The organism is Desulfolithobacter dissulfuricans, assembly GCF_025998535.1.
Classification (GTDB): Bacteria; Desulfobacterota; Desulfobulbia; order Desulfobulbales; family Desulfobulbaceae; genus Desulfolithobacter; species Desulfolithobacter dissulfuricans.
Genome location: NZ_AP024233.1, coordinates 2,906,205 through 2,928,796 on the forward strand (window position 1 = coordinate 2,906,205; position 22,592 = coordinate 2,928,796).

15 protein-coding genes, 1 tRNA gene, 1 other RNA gene, 1 pseudogene and 1 riboswitch are annotated in these 22,592 nt (G+C 60.0%); of the genes and pseudogenes, 8 read left to right on the forward strand and 10 right to left on the reverse strand.

The features are described from left to right. Positions 1-226 precede the first annotated feature (226 nt). Positions 227-472: a hypothetical protein gene (locus GF1_RS12990; protein ID WP_267926978.1), complete on the forward strand. Its 246-nt coding sequence runs from the start codon at positions 227-229 to the stop codon at positions 470-472. A gap of 126 nt (positions 473-598) precedes the next feature. On the opposite strand, the gene GF1_RS12995 is transcribed toward GF1_RS12990, so the two are convergent. The 9 genes and pseudogenes from GF1_RS12995 to GF1_RS13035 all read right to left on the reverse strand — a co-directional run bounded on the left by GF1_RS12995 (position 599) and on the right by GF1_RS13035 (position 13,980). Further along, complete coding sequence (locus GF1_RS12995; protein ID WP_267926979.1) at positions 599-3,334, reverse strand: PAS domain S-box protein; 2,736 nt, start codon at positions 3,332-3,334, stop codon at positions 599-601. Positions 3,335-3,348: 14 nt separating this feature from the next. After that, a complete protein-coding gene (locus GF1_RS13000; RefSeq protein ID WP_267926980.1) occupies positions 3,349-4,341 on the reverse strand; it encodes an ABC transporter substrate-binding protein in 993 nt (330 codons plus the stop codon). 174 nt (positions 4,342-4,515) lie between these two features. Further along, positions 4,516-5,496, reverse strand: coding sequence for an arsenic resistance protein (locus GF1_RS13005; protein ID WP_267926981.1), 981 nt, complete (start codon positions 5,494-5,496; stop codon positions 4,516-4,518). 23 nt (positions 5,497-5,519) lie between these two features. Further along, a complete protein-coding gene (locus GF1_RS13010) occupies positions 5,520-6,431 on the reverse strand; it encodes a radical SAM protein (protein WP_267926982.1) in 912 nt (303 codons plus the stop codon). 131 nt (positions 6,432-6,562) lie between these two features. After that, positions 6,563-8,218, reverse strand: a complete 1,656-nt coding sequence (locus GF1_RS13015) for a B12-binding domain-containing radical SAM protein (RefSeq protein WP_267926983.1) — start codon at positions 8,216-8,218, stop codon at positions 6,563-6,565. Positions 8,219-8,464: 246 nt separating this feature from the next. Further along, complete coding sequence (locus GF1_RS13020; RefSeq protein WP_267926984.1) at positions 8,465-9,016, reverse strand: PepSY-associated TM helix domain-containing protein; 552 nt, start codon at positions 9,014-9,016, stop codon at positions 8,465-8,467. Positions 9,017-9,049: 33 nt separating this feature from the next. Next, complete coding sequence (locus GF1_RS13025) at positions 9,050-9,679, reverse strand: anaerobic ribonucleoside-triphosphate reductase activating protein (protein WP_326491556.1); 630 nt, start codon at positions 9,677-9,679, stop codon at positions 9,050-9,052. A gap of 50 nt (positions 9,680-9,729) precedes the next feature. After that, positions 9,730-11,829 (reverse strand): annotated as a pseudogene (locus tag GF1_RS13030) (ribonucleoside triphosphate reductase); the annotation flags it as partial. A 27-nt stretch (positions 11,830-11,856) separates the two neighbouring features. Then, positions 11,857-12,094, reverse strand: a riboswitch (cobalamin riboswitch). Between the two features lie 71 nt (positions 12,095-12,165). After that, positions 12,166-13,980 carry a M48 family metallopeptidase gene (locus tag GF1_RS13035; RefSeq protein WP_267926986.1) on the reverse strand — a complete coding sequence of 605 codons (1,815 nt, stop codon included), beginning with the start codon at positions 13,978-13,980 and terminating at the stop codon, positions 12,166-12,168. Between the two features lie 309 nt (positions 13,981-14,289). Here GF1_RS13035 and GF1_RS13040 point away from each other — a divergent pair. The 7 genes from GF1_RS13040 (at position 14,290) to GF1_RS13070 (ending at position 19,881) form a co-directional block, all read left to right on the forward strand. Continuing rightward, positions 14,290-14,366, forward strand: a tRNA-Ile gene (locus GF1_RS13040). A 197-nt stretch (positions 14,367-14,563) separates the two neighbouring features. Next, entirely contained in the window at positions 14,564-15,376 is an 813-nt protein-coding gene (locus tag GF1_RS13045) for a Nif3-like dinuclear metal center hexameric protein (protein ID WP_267926987.1), read from the forward strand. A 51-nt stretch (positions 15,377-15,427) separates the two neighbouring features. Beyond that, a complete protein-coding gene (locus GF1_RS13050; protein ID WP_267926988.1) occupies positions 15,428-16,156 on the forward strand; it encodes a zinc ribbon domain-containing protein in 729 nt (242 codons plus the stop codon). Then, entirely contained in the window at positions 16,149-16,790 is a 642-nt protein-coding gene (locus GF1_RS13055; protein WP_267926989.1) for a ribonuclease HI family protein, read from the forward strand. The genes GF1_RS13050 and GF1_RS13055 overlap by 8 nt, the downstream gene beginning before the upstream one ends. 54 nt (positions 16,791-16,844) lie before the next feature. Beyond that, positions 16,845-17,220: RNase P RNA component class A (gene rnpB, locus GF1_RS13060), an RNA gene on the forward strand. Between the two features lie 265 nt (positions 17,221-17,485). Further along, a complete protein-coding gene (gene ispD / locus GF1_RS13065; RefSeq protein ID WP_267926990.1) occupies positions 17,486-18,733 on the forward strand; it encodes a 2-C-methyl-D-erythritol 4-phosphate cytidylyltransferase in 1,248 nt (415 codons plus the stop codon). 5 nt (positions 18,734-18,738) lie between these two features. After that, positions 18,739-19,881, forward strand: a complete 1,143-nt coding sequence (locus GF1_RS13070) for a M20/M25/M40 family metallo-hydrolase (protein ID WP_267926991.1) — start codon at positions 18,739-18,741, stop codon at positions 19,879-19,881. Here GF1_RS13070 and GF1_RS13075 read toward each other — a convergent pair. Beyond that, positions 19,868-22,588, reverse strand: coding sequence for an ATP-binding protein (locus GF1_RS13075; protein ID WP_267926992.1), 2,721 nt, complete (start codon positions 22,586-22,588; stop codon positions 19,868-19,870). The genes GF1_RS13070 and GF1_RS13075 overlap by 14 nt on opposite strands. Positions 22,589-22,592: the final 4 nt, after the last annotated feature.

A 22,592-nucleotide genomic window follows, 5' to 3' on the forward strand; every position in this document is an offset into this window, starting at 1 on the left:
ACAAACCTGCATTCAAACGGGACAGTAGCCGGGAAAGATTATTTTTCTGTTAGGATTTGTTTTTGAAATGGATTGGATCTGCGTCCGGGCATGGAACCGCAGGACAGAAAGGAGAGGAAAACAGAAGCAGGTTGTGACTGCTTCTTGATCTTTTTCTAACCAAGACCAAACAGGGAGACGGTATTATCTGAGGCGATGGTATGCATATGCCAAAAGGAGGACCACCATGAGCCATACATATGATCTCACCGAAAAGGCCCTTGAAAAAGCGGCAAAACTTATCTGTTCACTCAAATGCGGGCTCTGTCCCATCCGCGAACCCGATTTTTCCGGTTGTCCCTTTGCCTGCACCGAGGATATCCGTCCCTGGCAATGCTGGGTACGCCATCTCAAGGACCGTTCCGCCACCCCACATCCGCCGGAGAAAACCCGGCCCGGTGACCATTCCCGGCCGGCAGCCCTGGCCAGATAGGTGACGGAACATGCCCGGTGGCGGGGCTGCCCTCATTGCGGGCGCCAGGACCAATGGGATCCTGGTCCGCTTCATGGCCAGTGAACCGGGCGGACCGGAGCAGGGGAAGCGAAGCGCACCGGCGCCCTAAAAGCCAAAGGAGTGGAGAACGCGCTTCATCTCTTCCAGGTTATAGGGCTTGGAAATAGCTGCCTGAAAGCCGTATCGCCGGTACTCGGCCATCACCGGATCGTTGGAATAACCGCTGGAAACAATGATCCGGGCCTCAGGATCGAGTTCCAGCAACCTGGCCGCCGCCTCCTTTCCACCCATTCCGCCCGGAATGGTCAGATCAAGTATCACCAGATCATAGGGCATACCACTCTCCCGGGCATCTCCAAAGCGGTCAACGGCCTCCTGGCCATCACTGACCGCTTGGACCCGGTGTCCGAGAAAGGTGAGCATCTGGCCCACCAGTTCGCGGATCATGGGATCATCGTCCATGAGCAGGATACTGGCCTGCCTCCTGGGCCCGGGACGTTCCGCGTCGATCCTCTGCCGCAGAACGGGCCCGGCGCCCACCGGCAGGAGGATGGTGAAGGTAGTGCCTTTTCCGGGGATGGAGACCACGCTGATTCGGCCGTCATGCTTGTCAATGATGGAGTGGCAGATGGCAAGTCCCAGGCCGCTGCCCCCCTCCCGGTGGGAAAAATAGGGATCAAAAATCTTTTCCACCACTTCAGGGGGCATACCGGGCCCGTTGTCACTGATGACGATCTGCACGCATCGTTCAGGCGACGCGTTCTTCTTGGCAATACAGGCCTCGTAGTTCTCCGCCCGGACCTGGATGCGACCGCCCTCGCTCATGACCTGGCGTGCATTGAGGATAATATTCTGGATCACCTGGCTGATCTGGCCCGGATCGATCTCTGCCGGCCACAGATCCGGAGCGAAGTCGAACTGGCACTGAACCGAGCTTCCCCGGAGGATGAAGCCGGCCGCCTCGCGGATGATCTCCGGAATCAGGGCTGTCTGCTTCACCGGCTCTCCGCCACGGGAAAAGGTCAGCAGCTGGGTGGCCAGGTTGCGGGCCTGTTCGGCCGCCTTTTCCGCCTGGATCAGCAGCTCACCCACCGAGCTGGCTCCCCCATCTCCGGTGTCAAGCTGCGCCCTGGCCAGGCTGATATTGCCCAGGATCGCCGCAAGGATATTGTTGAAGTCGTGGGCGATCCCGCCGGCCAACACGCCCACCGACTCGAGCTTCTTCACCTTGAGCAGTTCCTGCTCCATGCGGTACTTCTCGGTCACGTCACGAAAAACCACCACCACGCCGACGAGATTATGCTCCGGGTCATGGATCGGGGCCGCGCTGTCGGCTATCGAACGCCTGGTCCCGTCTCTGGCCACCAGGACCACATGGTTGCCCAGCTCGATCATTTTTCCGCTCTTCAGGACCTCTGTCGCCGGGTCGGGACGCGGATCGCCGCTCCGCTCGTCGACAATGGCTAAAACCTCGGACAGCGGCCAGCCCCGGGCCTCCTCCTCGGTCCAGCCTGTGAGTTCCTCGGCCACCCGGTTCAAAAGCACTACCTGACCCTCAAGGTCGGTGGTGATCACCCCGTCGCCGATGCTGCGCAGGGTCACGGCCAGCTGTTCCTTTTCCCGGGCGAGCTCGAGTTCGGCCCGCTTCCTGGCATCCACATCCCGGGCCACGGAAATGATGTAGTCCCGTTCGCCAAACCGGGTCGAGTGCAGGGCCACCTCAAGCCAGAACAGGGTGCCGTCCTTTTTCTTGCCCATCCACTCAAAACGCACTGATCCGCAGCGGACTGCCTGATCGATCCAGTATCTGGCCTCGTCCATCCCGTAAGGGGAAGACCCCTGGCTGATTTCGGCAAAGGTCATCTCCTTCAGCTCATCCGGACTGTAACCAAACATCTCCACCGCGCCCCGGTTGACATCCAATAAAGCAGCGGTTTCCGGATCATGGATAACAATGGCATCACTGGGCGCATTATAAATCGTACGATACCGCTGTTCTTTCTCCTGCAGTACCTCCAGGGTCTGCGAAAGCTCTTCCTCCCGCTCCCGTATCCGACGCAACTGGAGCTCTCTCTCTTTCATCCTGGCCCGAAGAGTCGCCACCATTGCAATGATATCGTTTTTGAGCATACCGAGCTCGTAAACATATGAACCAACCGGTCTGGCCTGATAATCGCCGGTCCTGACCCGGGAAACGAACTCTGCCAGGTTGATCAGCGGCGTGACCAGATAGAGCTGCAACCCCTGAGTGAACAGCAGGGCGACCGCCACCACCAGGACCAGCACCGCCAGGTTGATCTGAATGAAGAGATCCCGGTGGGCCAGGAGTTCGGCGGCTTCCATACTCAGCCCCACATAACTGTCCCAGGGTTTGTAATACTGAAACACCGCCCGTTTCTCCACCCCGTCCACCCGGTAGACGATCGGTGAGTCACTCTCCGTGAGGAGAGCAAAGAATTTCTTGAAATCAGTGGATTGAGGGTCGCGGAAATCAGAGGACAGAAGAATCCCGCCGTCGGCCCGGATGACGAACAGGGTCCCGGTTTTCTTGTAGCGAAAGGCGTCAAAACTGCGCAGACCATCGTCCATGATCTCCTGGAGGTGAACCTGGCTGTCTTCAAGGCCGACCCGGTACAGGGTCTCGTAGCGGCGTTCCACCGGGGCGATCCTGGCCTGCAGCTCGCCGGCAAGCAGCTCCATGCCGTACTGCTCGATGAGGCTGTCCATGATCCGGATACCGGAGTACAGCAGGGGCAGGGACAGGACCAGGATCAGGATAGTCATGCCCAGGAGAAACAGGGTCCGGACCGAACGCAGTGGCGGTGGGATACGAAGAACCATCAGCTTCTTCCTCCTCAGCGGACGACCATGTCCACGGCTTCCAGGGCATCGAAGGATATGGTCAGCCCCAGTCTGGAGGCCGCGACCAGGTTGATGAACGCGGTCTGACGGGAGGGCCGGGGGATGGTCTCCTGGATGGTCTTTCCGGAGTCAAAGATATCCGCGGTCATCTCCGCCGCCTGGCTGCCGCAGTAGGCAAAGGAGTTGAACAGCCCGGCCACCACATTGCTCTGCCGAACATACCGGTCGATCTCTTCCCGTTCGATGTCCAGGGTAAAGGAGGTTATCACCGGCAAACCAGAGGCGGCCAGCTCCCGGCGGTGCTGAAAGGCCCCGACAATGCCGCCATAGGCCTGGACCCGGTTTTCCTGCAGGGCACGCAGGGCCCCGGGCACGCCCCGGGCAAGATCAACAAAGACCAGCTCGATCCCGTACCGGTTGGCCTCGGACAGGGCCTCGTAGGCGGCCTTGAACACCATGTCGGCCGGAATCCGCGAATCATAGACATAACCGTAGCGCTCAAGATCAGGCAGGATCAGGCGGGTCAGGCGGAGAATTTTTTCCGGCGGATACATGAGGTAGACCCCGGAAAGATTGGTTCCCGGCGGCCTGGTGAGCGAATCGAGCATCTTCAGGGCCACGGACCGCAGCACCGGAACAAAGAGCTGGGCCACATCGCTTGAGCGGAGCAGATCACGGGCATAGAGAGAAACCCAGCCACAGGTGATAAACATGTCCGCCGTGGCCCGGTGGGCATCCACCGTTGCCCTGACCTCCGGCACCGAGAACCTGTCGGCCGTACTGGTCAGGACATCGACGTAGACGATATTTTTACCATCCACGTAGCCGCGCGCCTGCATGGTGGACTTGAAGGAGCTGACCACGGTGGCAAAACCGTTGGGGGCAATAGGGTAGCGGATAAAGACAACCTTTTTCGGTTCTTCAGCCTGAACGGTACCGGTGAAGACAAACAGGAACAGGAGAGCGAGACGGTAGACTGGGCGCATCTGAACCTCGTTTGGCAGGGGACATGGGATCGTTATTTCAAGTATATGAAATTATCCCGGGCCAGGTCAAACGACAAAAATGCGCCCTGAATTATGAACCCGGCACAACCGACTGGCAGCCAGGCATTTGCGGGAATCCGGCCCCGGAAAGAGCCCCGGGACTTTTTTTGCAGCTTATTTCCGGGACAGGGCGGACCAGCGACTGTCCAATTTCCAGAACCAGACCGCGATCTGCTGCTGAAAGAGAAAAGCCAAGGCAACCATCATCGCGGTCTGGGAACCGAAGGCCGTGACCGCAAGTCCGATGGAAATGGCAAGATTTCGCAATACTCCGTTCAGGAACAGGGTGATGCCGTCCCTCCGGTCAAACAGACGCCGGGCCAGGAAGACGGTAAAAGCCAGAACCCCGAGGTAAAAGAGCAGCAGGCCACCCAGCCCCTGGATCAGCAGCGGCGGGCAACCAAGGATCATCGTCGCCTTCATGCTGATGCTGGTGAAGAGAATATAGACCAGGCCCCAGGAGCTCAGCCCTGGCAGCAGTGGCCTGATACGCTGCCTGAACTCCTCTTCGCTGTAGTGTCTCATCAGCCACCGGTGGGTGGATATACCCATGACCAGGGGCACAAAAACCACCAGGGAGATGGTCCGCACCAGATGGCCCACATCGACAGAAACTGTGGTCCCGGCCAGAGCGTAAAGATAGACCGGCGCCAGGAATGAGCCCAGAATCAGGTTGGTGGCCGCCAGCTTGAGCGAGGCCGGGACATTGCCCTTGAACATCATGGTGAAGGCCACCACCATGTTACCGCCGGGGATGACCGAGATGATAAGCAGACCGGCAAAGAGCTCTGGCCGGCCAGCAAGCAGAGTTCGGCCGATCAGCAGGGCCCAGGCCGGCAGGACCAGGAAGTTGAGCCCCAGGTTGCAGAGCATCAGCTTTTTTTCTTTAAAGCTGAACAGGTCCCCGGGCTGAAAACCGATCATGGCCGGGTAGATCATGAGGATGGTTACCGGGAGGATAAAGGTTTTCAGGGGCGAGGTATCAAGAAAGAGACCGGTAACCAGGCCGGCGGAGAGCACCACCGGGATAACCAGGGCAAGATGTCTTGCCGGGAATGTAAGCAGATAACGAAGTATCATGGCAGAGAGAACCATATGTTTTTCCGGAAGCGGGCCTGTCAGATCCGCGAACCGACACTGCGGTAATGTTGCCACCGTTCTTCTTCAGGCAGGGCAAGGAAAGCGTGCAACTCGGCCAGCATCTCCTCCCGGTCCTCCTGGAGCGAGCCACTGACATTGATATAGTTGTTGGCATGATCGCAGACAAAAAAGGTGTCCAGAGGCTCAAGGAGTTCGAGCAGCAGCTTGAGCTCGAGCACCGTCCCCTCCGGAGTCTGCTCGACAAAGGAGCCATCCCTGACCTGTTCCCACAGGGGACATGGGGGACCGCCGGCTTCCCGGTAGAGCCACAGGCGACGCAGGCGGACAAAATCCGGCCTGCTTGTATTGATAAGCCAGGCGGTGCGCCTGATATGTCGCTGCCAGTGATCGCGACCGCCAAGGCCGAGCAGGACATACCAGGAGACCTGGATCCCGGCGTCCCGGAGCCAGGTGGTCACCCGCTGCACCATCTCCGGCGACTGCCCCTTGCGGTGGAACCGCAGAGTTTCCGGATCGCCGGATTCAAGGCCCATGTGCACCCGGTTGAGCCCGGCCCGGGCAAGAACCTGCACCCCTTCCCGGCCAAGCCTGTGCAGGGTCGAGGCCCTGGCATAACAGGTAAGCCGCTCCACCGGCAACCGGGAACGCAGGTAGCGGGCAACCTCGACAAAAACTTCCAGCCCGGCCTCCAGCGGATCACCATCGCCGAAAAACGCGGTCCGGGCCCGGGGATGGCGGGCCAGGAGCAGATCGATATCCTCCTTGATCTCCGCCGCACTCCGGCGGGAAAATCCGGGTTCACCCAGAGCCGGATAAATACCGCAGAAACGGCACCGGTTCCAGCGACATCCCCTGGTCACCCGGACCAGCAGGCTACGCCACTCACTGGGTGGACGGATAAGAGGAGTTTCGGGTTTCTTCTGTACCATGATTCCAGTCAATGACCACTTCCCGGCCCGCAAAAAAATTGCGGTGTGACAGCATGCACACTGGCCAATATCTTATACCACTCCCCGGACATATGCATGGAAATTCCAGCCGGGATCCAGGGGCAAAAACCTCAGCCGGGCAGCACCAGCACCCGGCAATGGTTGAATACCCCGCCACTTTCTTCGGGCAGGAACGCGACCACGCCGCCGGAACCATCATCCTGCAGGCCGAGCTCAGCCAGGGCCGGGCCGGAAAAATATTCGAACTGGCATTTCTTCAGAAATTCATCCCGTTCCCGGTGACTGTAGATCCCTTCCAGGTTCTGCGGCAACCGGAGACGCAGCTCCCGGCGCAGGGTTGTAAAAGAAGGACTCCGGAGGTGGGACGGCAGGTAGCGGAAACCGCAACGCAGCCAGTCGTAGCGAAGCAGCTCCCTGAGTAACGGCCCGTCCTCCCTGGCCGAAACCAGCTCGAAGAGCAGCCGGCTCATGGCCTTCTGGGTCCGGGCCCGGCTGAAAAAATCCCGTTTCCGGGCCAGGGCGAGCAGGGAAGTGAAAAAGCGGGCCGCGTCCTCGCCGGTCCGGGCCAGGTAGTTCCACAGGGAGGGAAAATAGCGGTTGTTGTGGAAGGCCTCCACCAGTTCACAGAAAAAATAGAGCTCCCGGAGGGTTTCATGGTCCAGCCAGCGGGTGGCCAGGATCTCGTAGGGCGGTTCCTGGCAGAACACCAGGCCAAACTCCGGCGCCCGGGCGGCCATCTCCGTGCCCGGCAGTACCTTGAGCAAGCCCATCTGGATATGATGGGGGCGAACCCGGAAGAGACGGTTGAACCCCTGGTAAAAGGTCGCCTGGTCCTCGTGGGGCAGGCCGAGGATCAGATCCACATGGATGTGGATGGTGTTGAGCGCCACCAGTTCCCTGATGTTGTCCAGGGCCGCTTCCTGGTCCATCCGGCGGTTGACTGCAGCCAGGGTCGGTGGATGGAGACTCTGGATCCCGATTTCGAACTGGAAACGGTTCGGGGGCACGGTGCGGAGAAAGGTATGCATCTCGCCGGTGAACCGGTCCGGGGCGATCTCGAAATGACACCTGGTGGAGCCAGGCCGGGAGACCAGATGCGCCCAGATGGCCAGGGCACGGCCGGGGTCGTCATTGAAGGTCCGGTCGACAAACTTGATGATCGGGGGTTCGTGTTCCAGGATCGAATCCAATTCGGACTTAACCTGGTCCAGTGGTTTATGGCGCACCCCCCTGGAGATGGAGGACAGACAGTAGGAACAGAAAAAAGGGCAGCCCCTGGACGACTCATAGTAGATCTGGCGGTGACGGAGCTCGCCTTGAAAATCGTTCGCCTCGTACGGGGACGCAAAACGCTGGCTGACCCCGGCCCGGTATTCGGCCTTGAGCCGGCGGGCCTGGAGATCCCTGAAAAATTGCCCGCCCACCCCCTCTATCTCGCCCCGGACCAGGGTGCAGGTGGGCGGCAGCCCGGTGAGCACAGGCGCCTGGGGACCACCGATGACCACCGGCAGCTCGGGCCGTATACGGGCCAGGTCATGGATAAGCCGCCGGACATAGCCATGGTTCCAGACATAGACGGAAAAAAAGATGGCGTCCGCTCCGGAACCGGCCAAAGTGAGCAGGGTCTGGTAATAGGGGTCACCCAGGGAAAACTGGCTGATCCGTACCCGGCATCCGGGAAGAAAGGTTGCAAGCTCGTTGCGGATATAAAAAAGCGCCAGGCAGGAATGGGAATAGCGGCAGTTGATGGCGACAAGATGGTACATGGAAAACAGGTCGATCCCGGCTGGACCCGGCGCAGGATGGGGGCTGCCGGGCCTGATGGACAGAGGTTCCTTGATTTATTCCCTGCCTGCGGGACCACGCGACCAGCCACACACACTCTTTCCAGAGTGGTTCGCCCCGGCCAGGCCCCAACGGGCAGGGATGTGTGGACATGATACCAGCAAACACCGCCGGGGCGCCACGTTCTTTCTCAGGTTCCGTCAGCCGGCACCACCGGCACCGGTCGCTCAGGCCAGAAAAACACCCGCGGCCAGCAGCAGCGCGCCCCCGATCACCAGCAGCCAGTCCAGGGGACGATAGCGCAGGATAAAGAGCCCGGTCAGGGTCACCAGGAGAATGGTGACACAGGCGAAATCGGCCACCACCAGCCAGGCGGTGGAGGTCTTGAAGACTTTGTGCAATCTGTTGAGATAATTCCAGGGTTGGCGCGGAGTTTTGTCGATTTGCTCCATCGTCCCCCGGGCCGGATCAATGATATAGGTGGTCCTGCCATGGGAACCGTAGAGAAATTCGATGGTGGAGGCGCCGCGGATGCGGATGACCGTGGGATCATCGCTCCGCCCGATCTGGTTCTTGTAGAAGTCGATAAACTCGCGCATCATGGCGGTATCCGACTTTTCCACCCGGGTTACGCTGCGGTGCCTGTCGATAAAATAGCCAAAACTTTTCCGGTGGTTCAGGAGCAGGCCGGTGAGGCAGTAAAAAACAACCAGTCCGGCCAGAAACAGGCCGAACCAGCGATGCAGGTTACGGAGCAGATGTCTTGTCTTGGGGTCCATGACTGTGGATTCTGGAAAGAGAGTACTGGTGGTTCAACTGTTGGTGGAAAAGGAGCCACAGAGATCCGGGCGCAGGGCATTTTCCGGCCGGAACGGCTGGAAGACATGCTGCATGGACGGAGGCAGCATGGCCGGGATCAGTTCCCGCTCCTCGGGCCGATGGAGCCCGTCCACCCAGGTGGTTCGGAACATGGCCGGGATACCGGCCCGGGAGATGATGCCGATGGAGCTCATGATACGGGCCGGCTCCACCGGAACTCCGGCCAGGATATGGTACCGCTCCGGTGTGGCCTTGACATCCATGGCAATGAAATCCACCAGGTTATCCGCCAGCAGATACTCGAGGGCCCTGGGCCTGGAACCGTTGGTGTCGAGCTTGACCAGGAAACCCATATCCCGCACCGTACGACAGAAATCGGCCAGATCCGGGTGCAGGGTGGGCTCGCCGCCGGTGATAACCACCCCTTCAAGCAGCCCGCGCCGCTTGTGGAGAAAGGCAAGGATATCCGCCTCGCCGATCTCCTGCTCCGGGTTCCTTGACGGCAACAGAGCACCGTTGTGACAGAAGGGGCAGCGGAAGTTGCAACCCTGGGTAAAGACCACAGCCGCCATCTTGCCCGGATAATCGCAGAGGGAAAACCGCTGCAGGCCGCCAAAACGCATGCCGGGCTACCTCCGGCCGGCCCCGGCCACCCGGTAGCGGCTGCGCAGGGGAACTCGTCACGCTTGCCACTGTTCCACTGGTCCACCGGCCGCAGGTAGCCGACCACCCGGGAATAGATCTCGGTACGGGCACCGCACCGGGGGCACTTCTGCTGTTCGCCCCGCAGATAACCGTGGTCCGGACAGATGGAAAACGACGGGGTGATAGTAAAATAAGGCAACCGGTAGGAGCTGCAGACCTTTTTGACGAAGGCCTTTACCGCCCCGGGATCGACCTCCGATTCCCCGAGGAAGACATGCTGAACCGTGCCGCCGGTATAGCGGGACTGGAGCGGATCCTGCAGGTCGAGGATTTCGAAGATATCGTCACTGAAGTTGACCGGCAGCTGGGTGGAATTGGAATAGATGGGCACCTGGCCGTCACTGCTGGTGCGCAGGGTACAGCGCATCTCCGGAAACCGGTGCGCATCGAGCCGGGCCAGCCGGAAACCGGTCCCCTCGGCCGGAGTGGCCTCCAGGTTGTAGTGGTTCCCGGTTTCCTCCTGGAACTGCTGCAGCCTGGCCCGCATGTGATCCAGCACGCGGATGGCGAACCGCTGGCCCGCCCTTTCTCCGATGGTCTGGCCGAGAAAGTTGAGGCAGGCCTCGTTCATACCGATGAGACCGATGGTGGAAAAATGGTTGTTCCAGAAGGAACCGAACCGTTCCCGCACGTGGCGCAGATAGTAACGGGTATAGGGATAGAGCCCTTTATCGGTGAACTGCTCAAGAACCTTGCGTTTGGTCTCAAGGCTGGTACGGGCTGTCTCCATGAGCTGGTCGAGACGGGAGAAGAAATCAGCCTCGTCCGTGGCCTGGTACCCCAGGGCCCCCATATTGATGGTGACCACGCCGATGGAACCCGTGAGGGGATTGGCACCGAAAAGTCCACCGCCCCGTTTCTCCAGCTGCCGGGTATCAAGCCGCAGGCGGCAGCACATGGACCGGGCGTCGTCCGGGGAGAGATCCGAGTTGACGAAATTGGCGAAATAGGGGATCCCATAGCGGGCTGTCACCTCCCACAGGGGTTCCAGGTCCGGGTCATCCCAGTTGAAATCATCGGTGATGTTGTAGGTGGGAATGGGAAAAGTGAACACCCGGCCCCGGGCATCGCCTTCGGAGAGCACCTCGAGAAAGGCCCGGTTGAAAAGCCCCATCTCTGCCTGGTAGTCGCCATAAACCGTGTCCTGCTGCTCACCGCCGATGATCACCGGCTGGGAGGCCAGGGCATGCGGCACCTGCAGATCCAGGGTCAGGTTGGTAAAGGGGGTCTGGAATCCGACCCGGGTCGGGACGTTCAGGTTGAAGATAAACTCCTGCAGTGCCTGCTTCACCTCCCGGTACTCGAGTCGGTCGTGGCGGATAAAGGGCGCCAGCAGGGTATCAAAGGAGGAAAAGGCCTGGGCCCCGGCGGCCTCGCCCTGGAGAGTATAGAAAAAGTTGACGATCTGGCCAAGCGCGGTGCGCAGGTGACGGGCCGGAGCTGATTCGGCCTTGCCCGAGGCGCCGCGGAATCCCACCCGGAGCAGGTCCTGGAGGTCCCAGCCCACGCAGTATACCGAAAGCTGGCCCAGGTCATGGATGTGCAGGTCTCCCTGCTGGTGGGCCCGGCGGACCTCGGGGGTGTATATCTTGCTGAGCCAGTAGACCTTGCTTACTTCGCTGGCGATATAGTTGTTGAGGCCCTGGAGGGAATAGGCCATGTTGGAGTTTTCCTCCACCTGCCAGTCGAGCCGTTCCAGGTAGCTCTCGATCAGCTCCACGTCCGCCTTCTGGACCATCTCCCGTATCCGGGCGTGCTGATCCCGGTAGAGAATATAGGCCTTGGCTGTTTTCTTGTACGGCGAGGCCAGCAGCACCTCTTCCACCAGGTCCTGAATGGTCTCCACCTCAAGGGTCTCATCGGACAGCATGGCCTGGGCCAGGCTGAGGACCCGGATGGTCAGCCGCCGGGCCTCCACCCGGCCAAATTCACCGGTGGCGCGGCCCGCCTTCAGGATCGCATCGGTGATCTTGTCCACCACAAAGGGGACCAACCGGCCATCACGTTTACGAATGGTGGTGAAAAGAGCAGACTCTGCCGCGGACGCGGCCTGAACAGACACGGACATACCTCTCTCCTTTCCTCGAAGGGTCAAGTGCGGGACATGTTGCCGGCAGGTCTTCGGACTTGTGGACAGGGGAACATGGTTCTCTTCCTACTGACCGTCGCTTCCCATCCCCGGAGGGGACAGTGCTTTTCCCGTTGCCGGGAGACGGTGGTCGTTTCCACTTACCGCTGCGGGACAGTTCCGGATTTGCACCGGATTCCCTGTCGTCCGGCTCGTAGCCAGACTGCCACGCTTCCCTTGAAGCGTACCGGCAATGTTGCGTTTCGCCACTATATATTGTGGCTCACATTTAGTCAAACACCAAATGAGGGATTTTCCCTCTCGAAAAAAAGGGGGTCAGAAATCCTGCCGATCCCAGGTCGATTCCTTGAATTTGCGTATCTGGGCCAGGTAATAACGCCGGTTTTCCGGATCCAGTTTCAGGGCCTTGAGTTCGGTCAGGATGGCCTCTTCCTTCAGGTTGTTGGCCCAGTAGGCCGTAGCCAGGGTGTCTAAAATGTACCCCTGCTGCTTGAGAGTGGCGGCGGTCCGGGCCAGGGTCAGGGCGCGGATTGGATCGCGGAGTGCGGGATCACTGGCCGTGAGCAGCAGCCAGGCCAGGTTGTTGGCCACGTCACCATTGAGCGGATCGAGTTTCAGGGCCCGCTCATAGGCGTTGATGGCCTTGCGTTCCATCTTCTTTTCCTGCATCAGATCGCCAAGGAGCAGGAGCCAGACCGAGTTTTTCGGTTCCTGCCGAAGTTTCTGCTCCAGCACGGCCTCCATGTACCTTGTCTCGTTACCGGCGGCCAGTTTGTCCAGATCCACCTGCCGCACAGCCACCACGCAGCTGAGCACGATCAGGGTATAGGCCGCCATCCCAAGCCAGACCTTGCGGTCATGGCGATGGATGAGAGAGCGGTCCTGTTCGCAGCGCTGGAGAAAATCGATCCGTTCGCCGATGCCGAAATGGTGCCACGATTTTTCATCGCGGATATTGCCCGACAGGGTGGCTATCTTTTCAAAGGAACGGATAAGAGGCCAACTGGTACCCTGGGCCCGGAACACGTACAGATCGGCCTGCCGTTCAAAGTTGCGGATAAAAAAGCCAAAGATGAAACGGAAATAGACGATCATCAGCAGAAGGATCAGCCCGCCGCTGAACAGGGCCAGCAGGGTGTCGGGCGAGACATGCAGCCGCTCCACCGTCAAGTAGAAAAAGTCCCAACCCAGGACCAGGTAGGGCAGCACCCGGGCAAGGGCGCCGGCCAGGAGGCTGAACCCGAGGAAAAGATAGATATAGAGCACCAGGTGCATCCGCTTGACATGACCTATCTCGTGGGCCAGCACCGATTCCAGCTCTTCCGGATCCAGGGCGGCCAGCAGAGCCGGGGTTACCAGTAGATAGCGGAAACGGGGAACGATACCCATGATCCCGGCGGTCAGGACCTGGCCTTCGAACAGCGGCCAGTAGAGGATTTCCGCCTTGAAATCCTGCTGCCGACAGAACCGTTCTATCTCCCGGCGCAGGGGGGAATCCGGCATGGGCCGGCAGTTCCACAGCCAGCGGACCAGAGGCGGAAAGAAGACGGCCAGGAAAACGACAAAGGCCGTAAAAAGAATCAGGTCGCCCCAGGGTGAGGTCAGGACCTGCTGAAAACGGGGCAGGGGCAGGGACGAGAGCAGATCAAAGACCAGAGACAGAACCAGCCAGGGCAGAACAATGGGCAGATTGGCCTTGATATTGGATACCACGAACCCGGCCGGGGTATAGCGTCGCTGAAATACGGCCTCGTAAGCGGGTCGGGCCTTAAGCCACATCAGGGACAGGAAAACGAAGAAAACCGCCAGCCCGCCCAGGTTCTCCAGGACCGGCAGCCGGCCGCCCAGGGAAAGAAAACGGAGGTAATACTTAAGATCAACCACATAGACGGCGACCAGGAAGAACAGAACCGCCAGGATGGAAAGCCGCCTTTCGGCGGAAAAATAGGCCGAGGCCGAGCCGAAACGGGCCCGCCGATACAGCCGGCCTGCTATCTGCGAAAAGAGGACCAGCAGGCCACCCAGGACCATGGTTCCGTAGGCGGGCGCCAGCAGAGGCTCCTTGGGAGCGGTGTCGGTGGAAAAGACAAAGATGACCACCAGAAAATAGATAAGATTATTATAGATCATCCCGGAACCACTGCTGACAAGGAGTTATATACGATAGGGACCAGATGTCCCGCTCTCTTAACCCGCATATTTCACAAAGATCGTCGCGAAAGGACGGAAAACGCCATCCCTGCAGGCGGGGAGCACCCCACCGTGGCAGCCGGAGCGTCCGGGGGCCGGACTCGGCACGCGGCCTGGAGAGCTGGAAATTCAAAGACCAAGACTACCACAGGACCAGGACAACAGAAAATATTTTTTTCTGCACACCTGAAAAAAGATATTGACCCCTGCCCGGATCCTGGTAATATTATCTGTTTCTCTATCAGAGATGGGCCTATAGCTCAGCTGGCTAGAGCCACCGGCTCATAACCGGTCGGTCCCTGGTTCGAGTCCAGGTAGGCCCACCACGGACAATACGGCATGGCGGGGTACCCACCATGCATAACACTACGCAGGATCTTGAACAAAATCATCAGCTTTCGACAATCTGTTTTTTCAGAAACAGACTACAGCAACACCAAGCTCGAGATGAAGAGGTACATCCCCGGAGGATGTGCCTCTTTTTCTTTGGCATCATTCCTGCGCCACAGCCACAATCGCTACCATGACGGCAACCGTCCAGCATATTCTTGACATTCTAGAGCGTATAGCCCCGGCAGAGCTGGCCCAGTCATGGGACAATGTCGGTCTCCTGATCGGTGATCCCGGACAACCGGTGCATGGTATCATGCTGGCCCTCGATCCCACCTCCCAGGTGCTGGACCAAGCCACGCGACTCCATGCCGACCTGCTCATCACCCACCACCCCCTGATCTTCCACCCGACCAAATCCATTCGTACCGAACAGCCAGGCGGCCGGCTCATCAGCACAGCCATCCGTCACAACATATGCGTCATAGGCTGTCACACCAATCTCGATGCCGCCAGCGGCGGAGTCAGCGATATCCTGGCCCGAAGACTTGGTCTTGAAAAAACACGACCCCTTGACCCCACGTCCAGTGAAAGCGCGGCCGATTCCTGTGGCCTCGGTCGGATCGGGGAATACCCGGTCCCCCTGACTCCCGATGATTTCATCGGCCGCCTCAGGGAGGCCATTGAGCCACCCTGGTTGCTCGAGGCCGGCCCGCGACCCGAGACTATCCGCAGGGTGGCGGTCTGCGGCGGCTCATGCTTTGACTATGCCGGAAAAACTCTGGACCTGGGGGCCGATGTCTTTGTCAGCTCGGAGCTCAAGCACGCCACGGCCCGCTGGGCCGAGGAGGCCGGACTCTGGCTGGTGGACGGCGGACATTTTGCAACAGAACAGATCGTCATCGCATCGCTCCACCAGGCGCTTACAAAGGAACTTGAGGCGGCCGGCCTGGAACTGCCCCTGCATACGGCAGCCCAGCGCAGTCCGCTTGCACGAATATTTTAACTGCCGGCGGTTTTTGCCGGCCTGAAACCGTGTTGCATAAGGAGTACACCATTGAACGAAGAAATCAGCAAACTCATTGCCCTGCAGGAAATTGACACTGAAATCGCCGGATTTGACAAGCAGATCAGCGAAAAACAGCAGGAAATCACCGACCGGCAGCAGAGTATTGCCGACAAGCAGGAGCAGATAAACCAGTGCCGGGAAAAGGTCAGTGCCCTGGAGCAGCGGCAGCGGGAAGTCAAGGCGGAACACGAGGATGCCGCCGCCAGGATCAAGGACCGGCAGAACAAGATGATGCAGGTCCAGACCAGCCGCGAACACCAGGCCCTGCTCAAGGAAATCGAGGACGCCAAGCGGCTGATCAAGGAAAGCCAGGAACAGCTGACCTTGATCATGGAACAGGCCGAACAGCTGGAAAACCAGGCCGCCGAACTGGAAAATCTGTGCAAGGGTGAAGAGGAACTGCTGGCCGAGGAAACCACCAAGGTCAACAATGCGGTCAAGAAAATCACCACCCGCAAGAAAAGCGTGGCCAAAAAACGGGAAAAACTGGCCGCCGAGCTGAGCCCTTCTCTGCTCAAGCGCTACAACCTGCTGCTCAGCAAACGGCACGGCATGGCTGTGGTCGCCACCCGGGATGGCGTCTGTCAGGGATGCTTCATGGCCATTCCACCCCAGCAGTTCAACGAGGTCCGCAAGGGCGACAAGATGAGCATCTGCCCCACCTGCCACCGGATCCTCTACTTCCAGGAAGAAGAGAGCGAGACCGCGGATGCGTAACCGACCGGGAAACGAAGAACTGCTGCAGACTCTGGCCGCCAGGCTATCTGACACCACCCTTTCCGCCCTCTTTCCCGACTACCGGGCCGAGGCGGTCCGGGCGGCGTTGATTGGCCTGGCAGAAGAACAGAAGAAGCGGTCCGCGGATGCGGTGCAGCCTTCCAACTCCTTTCCGGCTCTGGAAACAGAGCCTCCCCCGGAACGCCACCGCACCCCGGGCACCTGCCGGCTCTATACCGACGGTGCCTCCCGGGGCAATCCCGGCCGGGCCGGGGCCGGCATTGTCCTGCTTGACGACAGCGACCGTGAGCTGACCACCAGGGCAGTGTACCTGGGCACCTGCACCAACAACGTGGCCGAGTACCGGGCCCTGCTCATAGGTCTGCAGGCAGCCAGGGACGAGGGATGTTGCAGGGTGGAGATCTTTATGGACTCCGAACTCATTGTCCGCCAGCTCCAGGGGCGCTACCAGGTCAAGAGCGCGGCCCTCAAACCGCTCTTTACAGAAGTTCGCCAGCTGCTCCGCTCCTTTGAGGGCTGGAAGGTGCACCATGTGCCAAGGGCGCAGAACCGGAGGGCCGACGAGTTGGCCAACCAGGGCATCGACAACCACCGGCAGCTTCAAGGCGCCTGACCCGGCCTTGACAATATTCCGGACCAGCACCATAATAAATACGGCTATACAGTTTGGGACGGGCGCATGATCGCTCTGGATTTCACCTGAGATCCAGAGAGGAAAGTCCGAACACCACAGGGCACGGTGGTTCGTAACGCGAACTTCGGGTAACCGGAGGAAAGTGCCACAGAAAACACACCGCCGATGGCCCGCCACCGCGGGCACAGGTAAGGTTGAAATGGCGAGGTAAGAGCTCACCGCTTTCGTGGCGACACGGAAGGCAGGGTAAACCCCACCGGGTGCAAGACCAAATAGGGAAGCGTTTGAGGGCGGCCCGTCCAAGGCTTCCGGGTAGGTTGCACGAGATGCCGGGCGACCGGTATCCCAGAGAAATGATCATGCTCCGCCTCGGCGGAGACAGAATTCGGCTTACAGCCCGTCCCGATTTTTTTTTCTGATTACCATCAATCTTCAGCATTGAAACCGGTGTCGGTCTCACTTGTTTCACGGGACGCCATGAACCCGTCCCTGGGGGCTTGACTGTGGCCATCCAGGCCACAGACACCCGTGCAACAAGTGAGGCCGACACCTTCATCCATCGAAGGCTGAATTTCAGTGGTAATCACATTTTTTTGAGTGCAGGATAAATGAGGTCTGCGCGGCCGAGCTTGTCCTGCACTCTTTTTTTCACCTCTTTTTTATTCGCCATCGCCATGAGTACCGCAGGTACCGGAAAGAGAGAAACATCGGCCCGGGCCGGGGCCATCATTCCGGCCGCCGGGTTCGGCACCCGGATGGGAGCGGACCGGCCCAAGCAGTTTCTTGAGCTGGCCGGGGCGCCGGTCCTGATCCGCACCATCAGAATTTTCCTGGATCACCCGGCCATCTCCGCCGTGGTGGTCGCCCTTCCCCCTTCCCATTACCAGCAGAGCCTGGAACTGTTCACCAGATATCTTGCCAGTCCGCTGCCGGCAAAGCTCATACTGACCAGGGGCGGGGCCTCCAGGCAGAAATCGGTCTCCCACGGCCTTGCCGCCCTGCCACCACAAATCGACACCGTCCTCGTTCACGACGGGGCCAGGCCACTGGTCAGCGACCGGGTCATCGGCCGCTGCCTGACCGGAGTTGCCAGCCACGGGGCAGTGATCGCCGCAGTTCCGGCCAAGGATACCCTCAAGGAGGTTGATCCGGAGAGTGGCCGGATCATCACAACCATTGACCGGAGCCGGGTCTGGCTGGCCCAGACCCCCCAGGCCATGCGCCGGGAACTGCTCGAACAGGCCTTCCGGCAGGCCGCGGAGGACGGCTTCACCGGCACCGACGAGGCCTCGTTACTTGAACATGGCAACATACCGGTTTATGTTGTGGCCGGAGACGAACAGAATATCAAACTGACCCGGCCCGGCGACCTGACCCTGGCCTCCTCTCTGCTTGGAGAGAGTGGGAAGCAAAAAAACCGGCGAGCTGACCGGGACCAGGAGAAAACAATGCGTATCGGCAGCGGATTTGACGCCCACCGGCTGGTGGAAGGAAGAAAACTTATCCTTGGCGGAGTGGATATACCCCATCCGCTGGGCCTCCTGGGCCATTCCGATGCCGATGTCCTGATCCACGCCCTGATGGATGCCCTCCTCGGGGCCCTGGGAGAGGGCGATATAGGCCGCCATTTTCCCGACAGTGACAAGCGGTTCCGGAACATCAGCAGCCTCAAACTCCTGGAGCAGGTCATGAGCCTGCTCGAGGCGCGGCAGATGGTCCTGGTCAATGCTGATCTCACCATCATCTGCCAGCAGCCCAGGCTGGCCCCTTTTCTTGACCAAATGCTCAACAACCTGCAGACGGCCTGTCACTGCGATGCCATCAACATCAAAGCCACCACCACGGAAAAAATGGGCTTCACCGGCCGGAGGGAAGGCATCGCCGCCCAGGCCGTGGTCCTGCTCAGCCATAAGGATACCTGATTACCATGCCTGCCAGCATCAACCGCCAGCGACTGGCCAACACCTTTGTAACCCTCTGTGAAACCGACAGTCCCTCCCGCCGGGAAGGCCGGATGGCCGCCCTGCTCCGCGACATATTCACCCGCCTCGGAGCCGATGAAATCTTTGAAGACGACTCTGGAGCCGTTACCGGTTCGGAGTGCGGCAACCTGTTTGTCCGCTTCAGGGGAGAGACGGACCAGGAACCGATTTTTTTCAACTGCCACATGGATACGGTCGAACCCGGCACCGGGGTCAAGGTCGTGCGTCAGGGGAATATCTTCAGGAGCGAGGGGAAAACCATTCTCGGCAGCGACGACAAATCGGGCATCGCGGCCCTGATCGAGGCCGTGGAAACCGTCCGCGAGCACAACCTGCCCGTTGGCCCGCTGGAGCTGGTCTTCACCACCTGCGAGGAGATCGGCCTTCTGGGAGCCAAGGCCCTGAACCCGGACAATATCAGAGCCAGGATGGGATATGCCCTGGATTCCAGCGGTTTTGGCCGGGTTATCATCGGCGCTCCGGCCGCGAACCGTCTCCGGATCAGGCTTCGGGGAGTGGCCGCCCATGCCGGGCTGCACCCGGAAATGGGAATCAACGCCATCATCCTGGCGGCCAATGCTCTGGCCAAGGCTCCCTGCGGCCGGATTGACCGGGAGTCAACGGTCAATTTCGGCACCATCCGTGGCGGAACCGCCTCCAACATTGTCCCGGAGGAGGTCTGCATAGAAGGGGAAGTCCGCAGCCATGCCCAGGACAAGCTGGACCGGCTGACCACGGAAGTGGAAAAAGCGTTTTACGAGGTGATCGGTTCCTGGCAGGACCCGGAGGGGTACGCCACCGGCAAACCGCAGGTGGATATCAGCACCACCCTGGATTTCCCGGTCATGCGGCTTGACAGGGACGACCCGGTCATCAGAAGGATCTCCCGGGCAGCGGACATCATCGGCCTCAAGCTGGAATTCAGGACCGCCGGCGGCGGCAGCGACGCCAATATCTTCAACGGCTACGGCCTGCAGACCGCCATTGTCGCCACCGGCATGACCCATGTCCACTCCACCGACGAACAGGTGGACCTGGAGGACATGGTCGAGCTGACCCGGCTGGTGCTGGCGCTCATGCGCGGCTGAGCACCTCCCGCAGAACCCGGCCCAGCTCACCCATCTGATACGGCTTGACCACCACCCCGGCAAAACCGTAGGTCTTGTACCTGGACATGATCGGGTGACTGGAGTAGCCACTGGAAACGATGCCCTTTACCTCCGGATCTATCTGCCGCAGGATGCGGATGGTCTCTTCCCCACCCATACCTCCCGGAATGGTCAGATCCACCAGCAGAGCATCGAACCGGTTGCCACTCTCCATGGCCTCCCGGTACACCCGCACCGCCTCCTCTCCATCTGCCACGCATTCCACACTGTAGCCCAGGGCCGTGAGGATGGAGCGCACCACGGAACGGACCATATCCTCATCATCCATGACCAGGATCCGGCCACTGCCCTCCGCCGGACTACCCTGCCTGTCCCCATCGCTGCAAATCCGGTCCTCTTCCAGGCGGGCGGGCAGGTACACATAGAAGATGGTACCGCTGCCCTGGACGGAATCCACCAGGATATAGCCGCCATGCTTATTGACAATGGCGTACGAGATGGCAAGCCCCAGGCCGTTGCCTGCCTCCTTGGTGGTGAAGTAGGGATCAAAGATCCGGTCCAGGTGCTCGGGCGGGATGCCCATGCCTTGGTCTTCAACGGTGATCTGCACATACCGTCCCGCCCGCAGGGGCAGGGAGGTCTCCTCCGCCACCGTGTAATTACAGGCCGAAATACGAATCGTGCCGCCGTCGGGCATGGCCTGCATGGAGTTGATCAGCAGATTGGACAGCACCTGGTTGATCTGGCCGCCGTCGGCATGGACAGGCCAGAGATTGTCGGCCAGGTGCAGATCCGGCTGCACCGGCGAGCCGCGCAGAATAAAACCGGCCACCTCCTCGATCAGTTTGCCCAGGTGCAGTTTGCATTTCACCGGTGCGCCGCCGCGGGAGAACGTCAGGAGCTGCTGCGTCAGGTCCCTGGCCCGCAGGCTGGCCAGCTCGGCATCTTCCAGGTTGCGGTACTGCTGCTCGCCTGGATCGACCTCCAGTTTGGCCAGGGAAATATTGCCAAGGATCGCCGTCAACAGGTTGTTGAAGTCATGGGCAATACCACCGGCAAGCACCCCGATGGATTCCAGTTTCTGGGCCTTGGTCAGCTCCTCTTCCATCCTCCGACGCTGGGTAACGTCACGAAAAACCAGCACCGCGCCGACAATGTTACCCTCCCTGTCTTTCAGCGGCGCGCAGCTTTCGGTAATCAGGAACTCTTCACCGGAGCTTGCGCGCAGGACAAGATCACCGCTGGTCAGAGCCTGCTGGCCGGTCTCCATGATACGGGCCACCGGGTTACCCAGAACATGGCCGGTCAGTTCATCGACCACGGGACAGACCTCGTTCACCGGCCGACCCGAGGCCTCCTCCCGGCCCCAGCCGGTCAGCTGTTCCGCCACCCGGTTCATGATGACCACCCTGCCCTCGGTGTCGGTGGCGATGACCCCGTCGGCTATGGATTCCAGGGTGACCCGCAGCCGTTCCGATTCCGCTGCCAGCTCTTTTTCCGCCTCCTTCCGGCAGAGAACCTCGTGGTGCAGATCCTGGATCCGCTGTTCAAGACGTCCGGCCATGCGGTTGAAACCCGATATCAAATCACCGATCTCATCATCGCGGCGCACGGGAACCGGCTCGAAGACTCCGCCCTTACGTACGTTGCGCATGGCGGTGGTCAGCCGATGGAGCGGCGTGGCAATGAAACGGGACATAACCAGAGTCAGGACCAGGGCCAGAACCAGAGCGGCGAAGAAGATGGATATCATCAGGCGCCACATCCTGGTGAGCAGGGGCTGAAAATGGGACACATCGCGGAAACAGACCAGGGCGGCCAGGGACTCTTCCGGCATCTCCAGCGGATGATAGGCATAGATCTGTTCTTCCATGTCCAGGGGAGAGAAAATCCGGGTCCCGAACACCGCGTCGCTCGCCACCTCATAGTCAAGGCGCTCGGGAAAACGGAATCCCCACCTTCCCGCGCGGCCGTCGGGGTCCAGGCTTGATCCGGCCACCCGGTTGCCGGCGATCAGCTCCACCCGGTCACAGCCGGCCACGGTGCGGACCTGCTCCAGGAACGACTCGTTACCACTCACCATCCGGCCGCCGAAGACAATGCCGACAAACTTGTCCCGCACCACGATGGGACTGGCCGCTTCCATTACCAGGACCGGCATGTTGTCGACATTTCTGCCCTTGAGTTCCAGGAAATGAAGCAGAGTGGCATTTTCCTCCAGCATGGTGGCCGAATAGTCGCTCATGAAAGCGGCCTCGGCGATGACCGGATGCTCGTAGAAATCATGTCCCATTTCCCGGCCGGGATAGGGGGAGACCGCCAACCGGCCAAGGGGGGTGACGATGAGGAGAAAATCCAGATTGTACTGGGCGCCCAGGGTTTCGAGATGTTTCTTGAGCTGCCCCTTGATTCCGAGATAAAAGGTTGTCTTGACGGTGTTGTCCAGAGATATGGAATGAACGGCATCCTGTACCCGGCCCAGCTCCTTCTGGTAAAACAGGCTAGCGGCGGAGACGTCGGAATAGAGCTGCCGGGCTATGTCTTCGTCCAGGTGCTGCTTGAGAACATGGACCACGGCAACGGTCACCACCACCATGGGCAGCAGCACCACCACCAGGGTCATCACCTGGAGCTTTGTCCGCAGGGAATAGAGAAAGCGGTGTCGTCTGGCCGGAGTATCAGTCATTAAG

What these genes read in the sequence shown, in the direction of transcription:
- GF1_RS12990 (WP_267926978.1), top strand. Translation starts at nt 227, where the DNA reads ATGAGCCATACATATGATCTCACCGAAAAGGCCCTTGAAAAAGCGGCA.
- GF1_RS12995 (WP_267926979.1), bottom strand. Translation starts at nt 3,334, where the DNA reads ATGGTTCTTCGTATCCCACCGCCACTGCGTTCGGTCCGGACCCTGTTT.
- GF1_RS13000 (WP_267926980.1), bottom strand. Translation starts at nt 4,341, where the DNA reads ATGCGCCCAGTCTACCGTCTCGCTCTCCTGTTCCTGTTTGTCTTCACC.
- GF1_RS13005 (WP_267926981.1), bottom strand. Translation starts at nt 5,496, where the DNA reads ATGGTTCTCTCTGCCATGATACTTCGTTATCTGCTTACATTCCCGGCA.
- GF1_RS13010 (WP_267926982.1), bottom strand. Translation starts at nt 6,431, where the DNA reads ATGGTACAGAAGAAACCCGAAACTCCTCTTATCCGTCCACCCAGTGAG.
- GF1_RS13015 (WP_267926983.1), bottom strand. Translation starts at nt 8,218, where the DNA reads ATGTACCATCTTGTCGCCATCAACTGCCGCTATTCCCATTCCTGCCTG.
- GF1_RS13020 (WP_267926984.1), bottom strand. Translation starts at nt 9,016, where the DNA reads ATGGACCCCAAGACAAGACATCTGCTCCGTAACCTGCATCGCTGGTTC.
- GF1_RS13025 (WP_326491556.1), bottom strand. Translation starts at nt 9,679, where the DNA reads ATGCGTTTTGGCGGCCTGCAGCGGTTTTCCCTCTGCGATTATCCGGGC.
- GF1_RS13035 (WP_267926986.1), bottom strand. Translation starts at nt 13,980, where the DNA reads ATGATCTATAATAATCTTATCTATTTTCTGGTGGTCATCTTTGTCTTT.
- GF1_RS13045 (WP_267926987.1), top strand. Translation starts at nt 14,564, where the DNA reads ATGACGGCAACCGTCCAGCATATTCTTGACATTCTAGAGCGTATAGCC.
- GF1_RS13055 (WP_267926989.1), top strand. Translation starts at nt 16,149, where the DNA reads ATGCGTAACCGACCGGGAAACGAAGAACTGCTGCAGACTCTGGCCGCC.
- ispD (WP_267926990.1), top strand. Translation starts at nt 17,486, where the DNA reads ATGAGTACCGCAGGTACCGGAAAGAGAGAAACATCGGCCCGGGCCGGG.
- GF1_RS13070 (WP_267926991.1), top strand. Translation starts at nt 18,739, where the DNA reads ATGCCTGCCAGCATCAACCGCCAGCGACTGGCCAACACCTTTGTAACC.
- GF1_RS13075 (WP_267926992.1), bottom strand. Translation starts at nt 22,588, where the DNA reads ATGACTGATACTCCGGCCAGACGACACCGCTTTCTCTATTCCCTGCGG.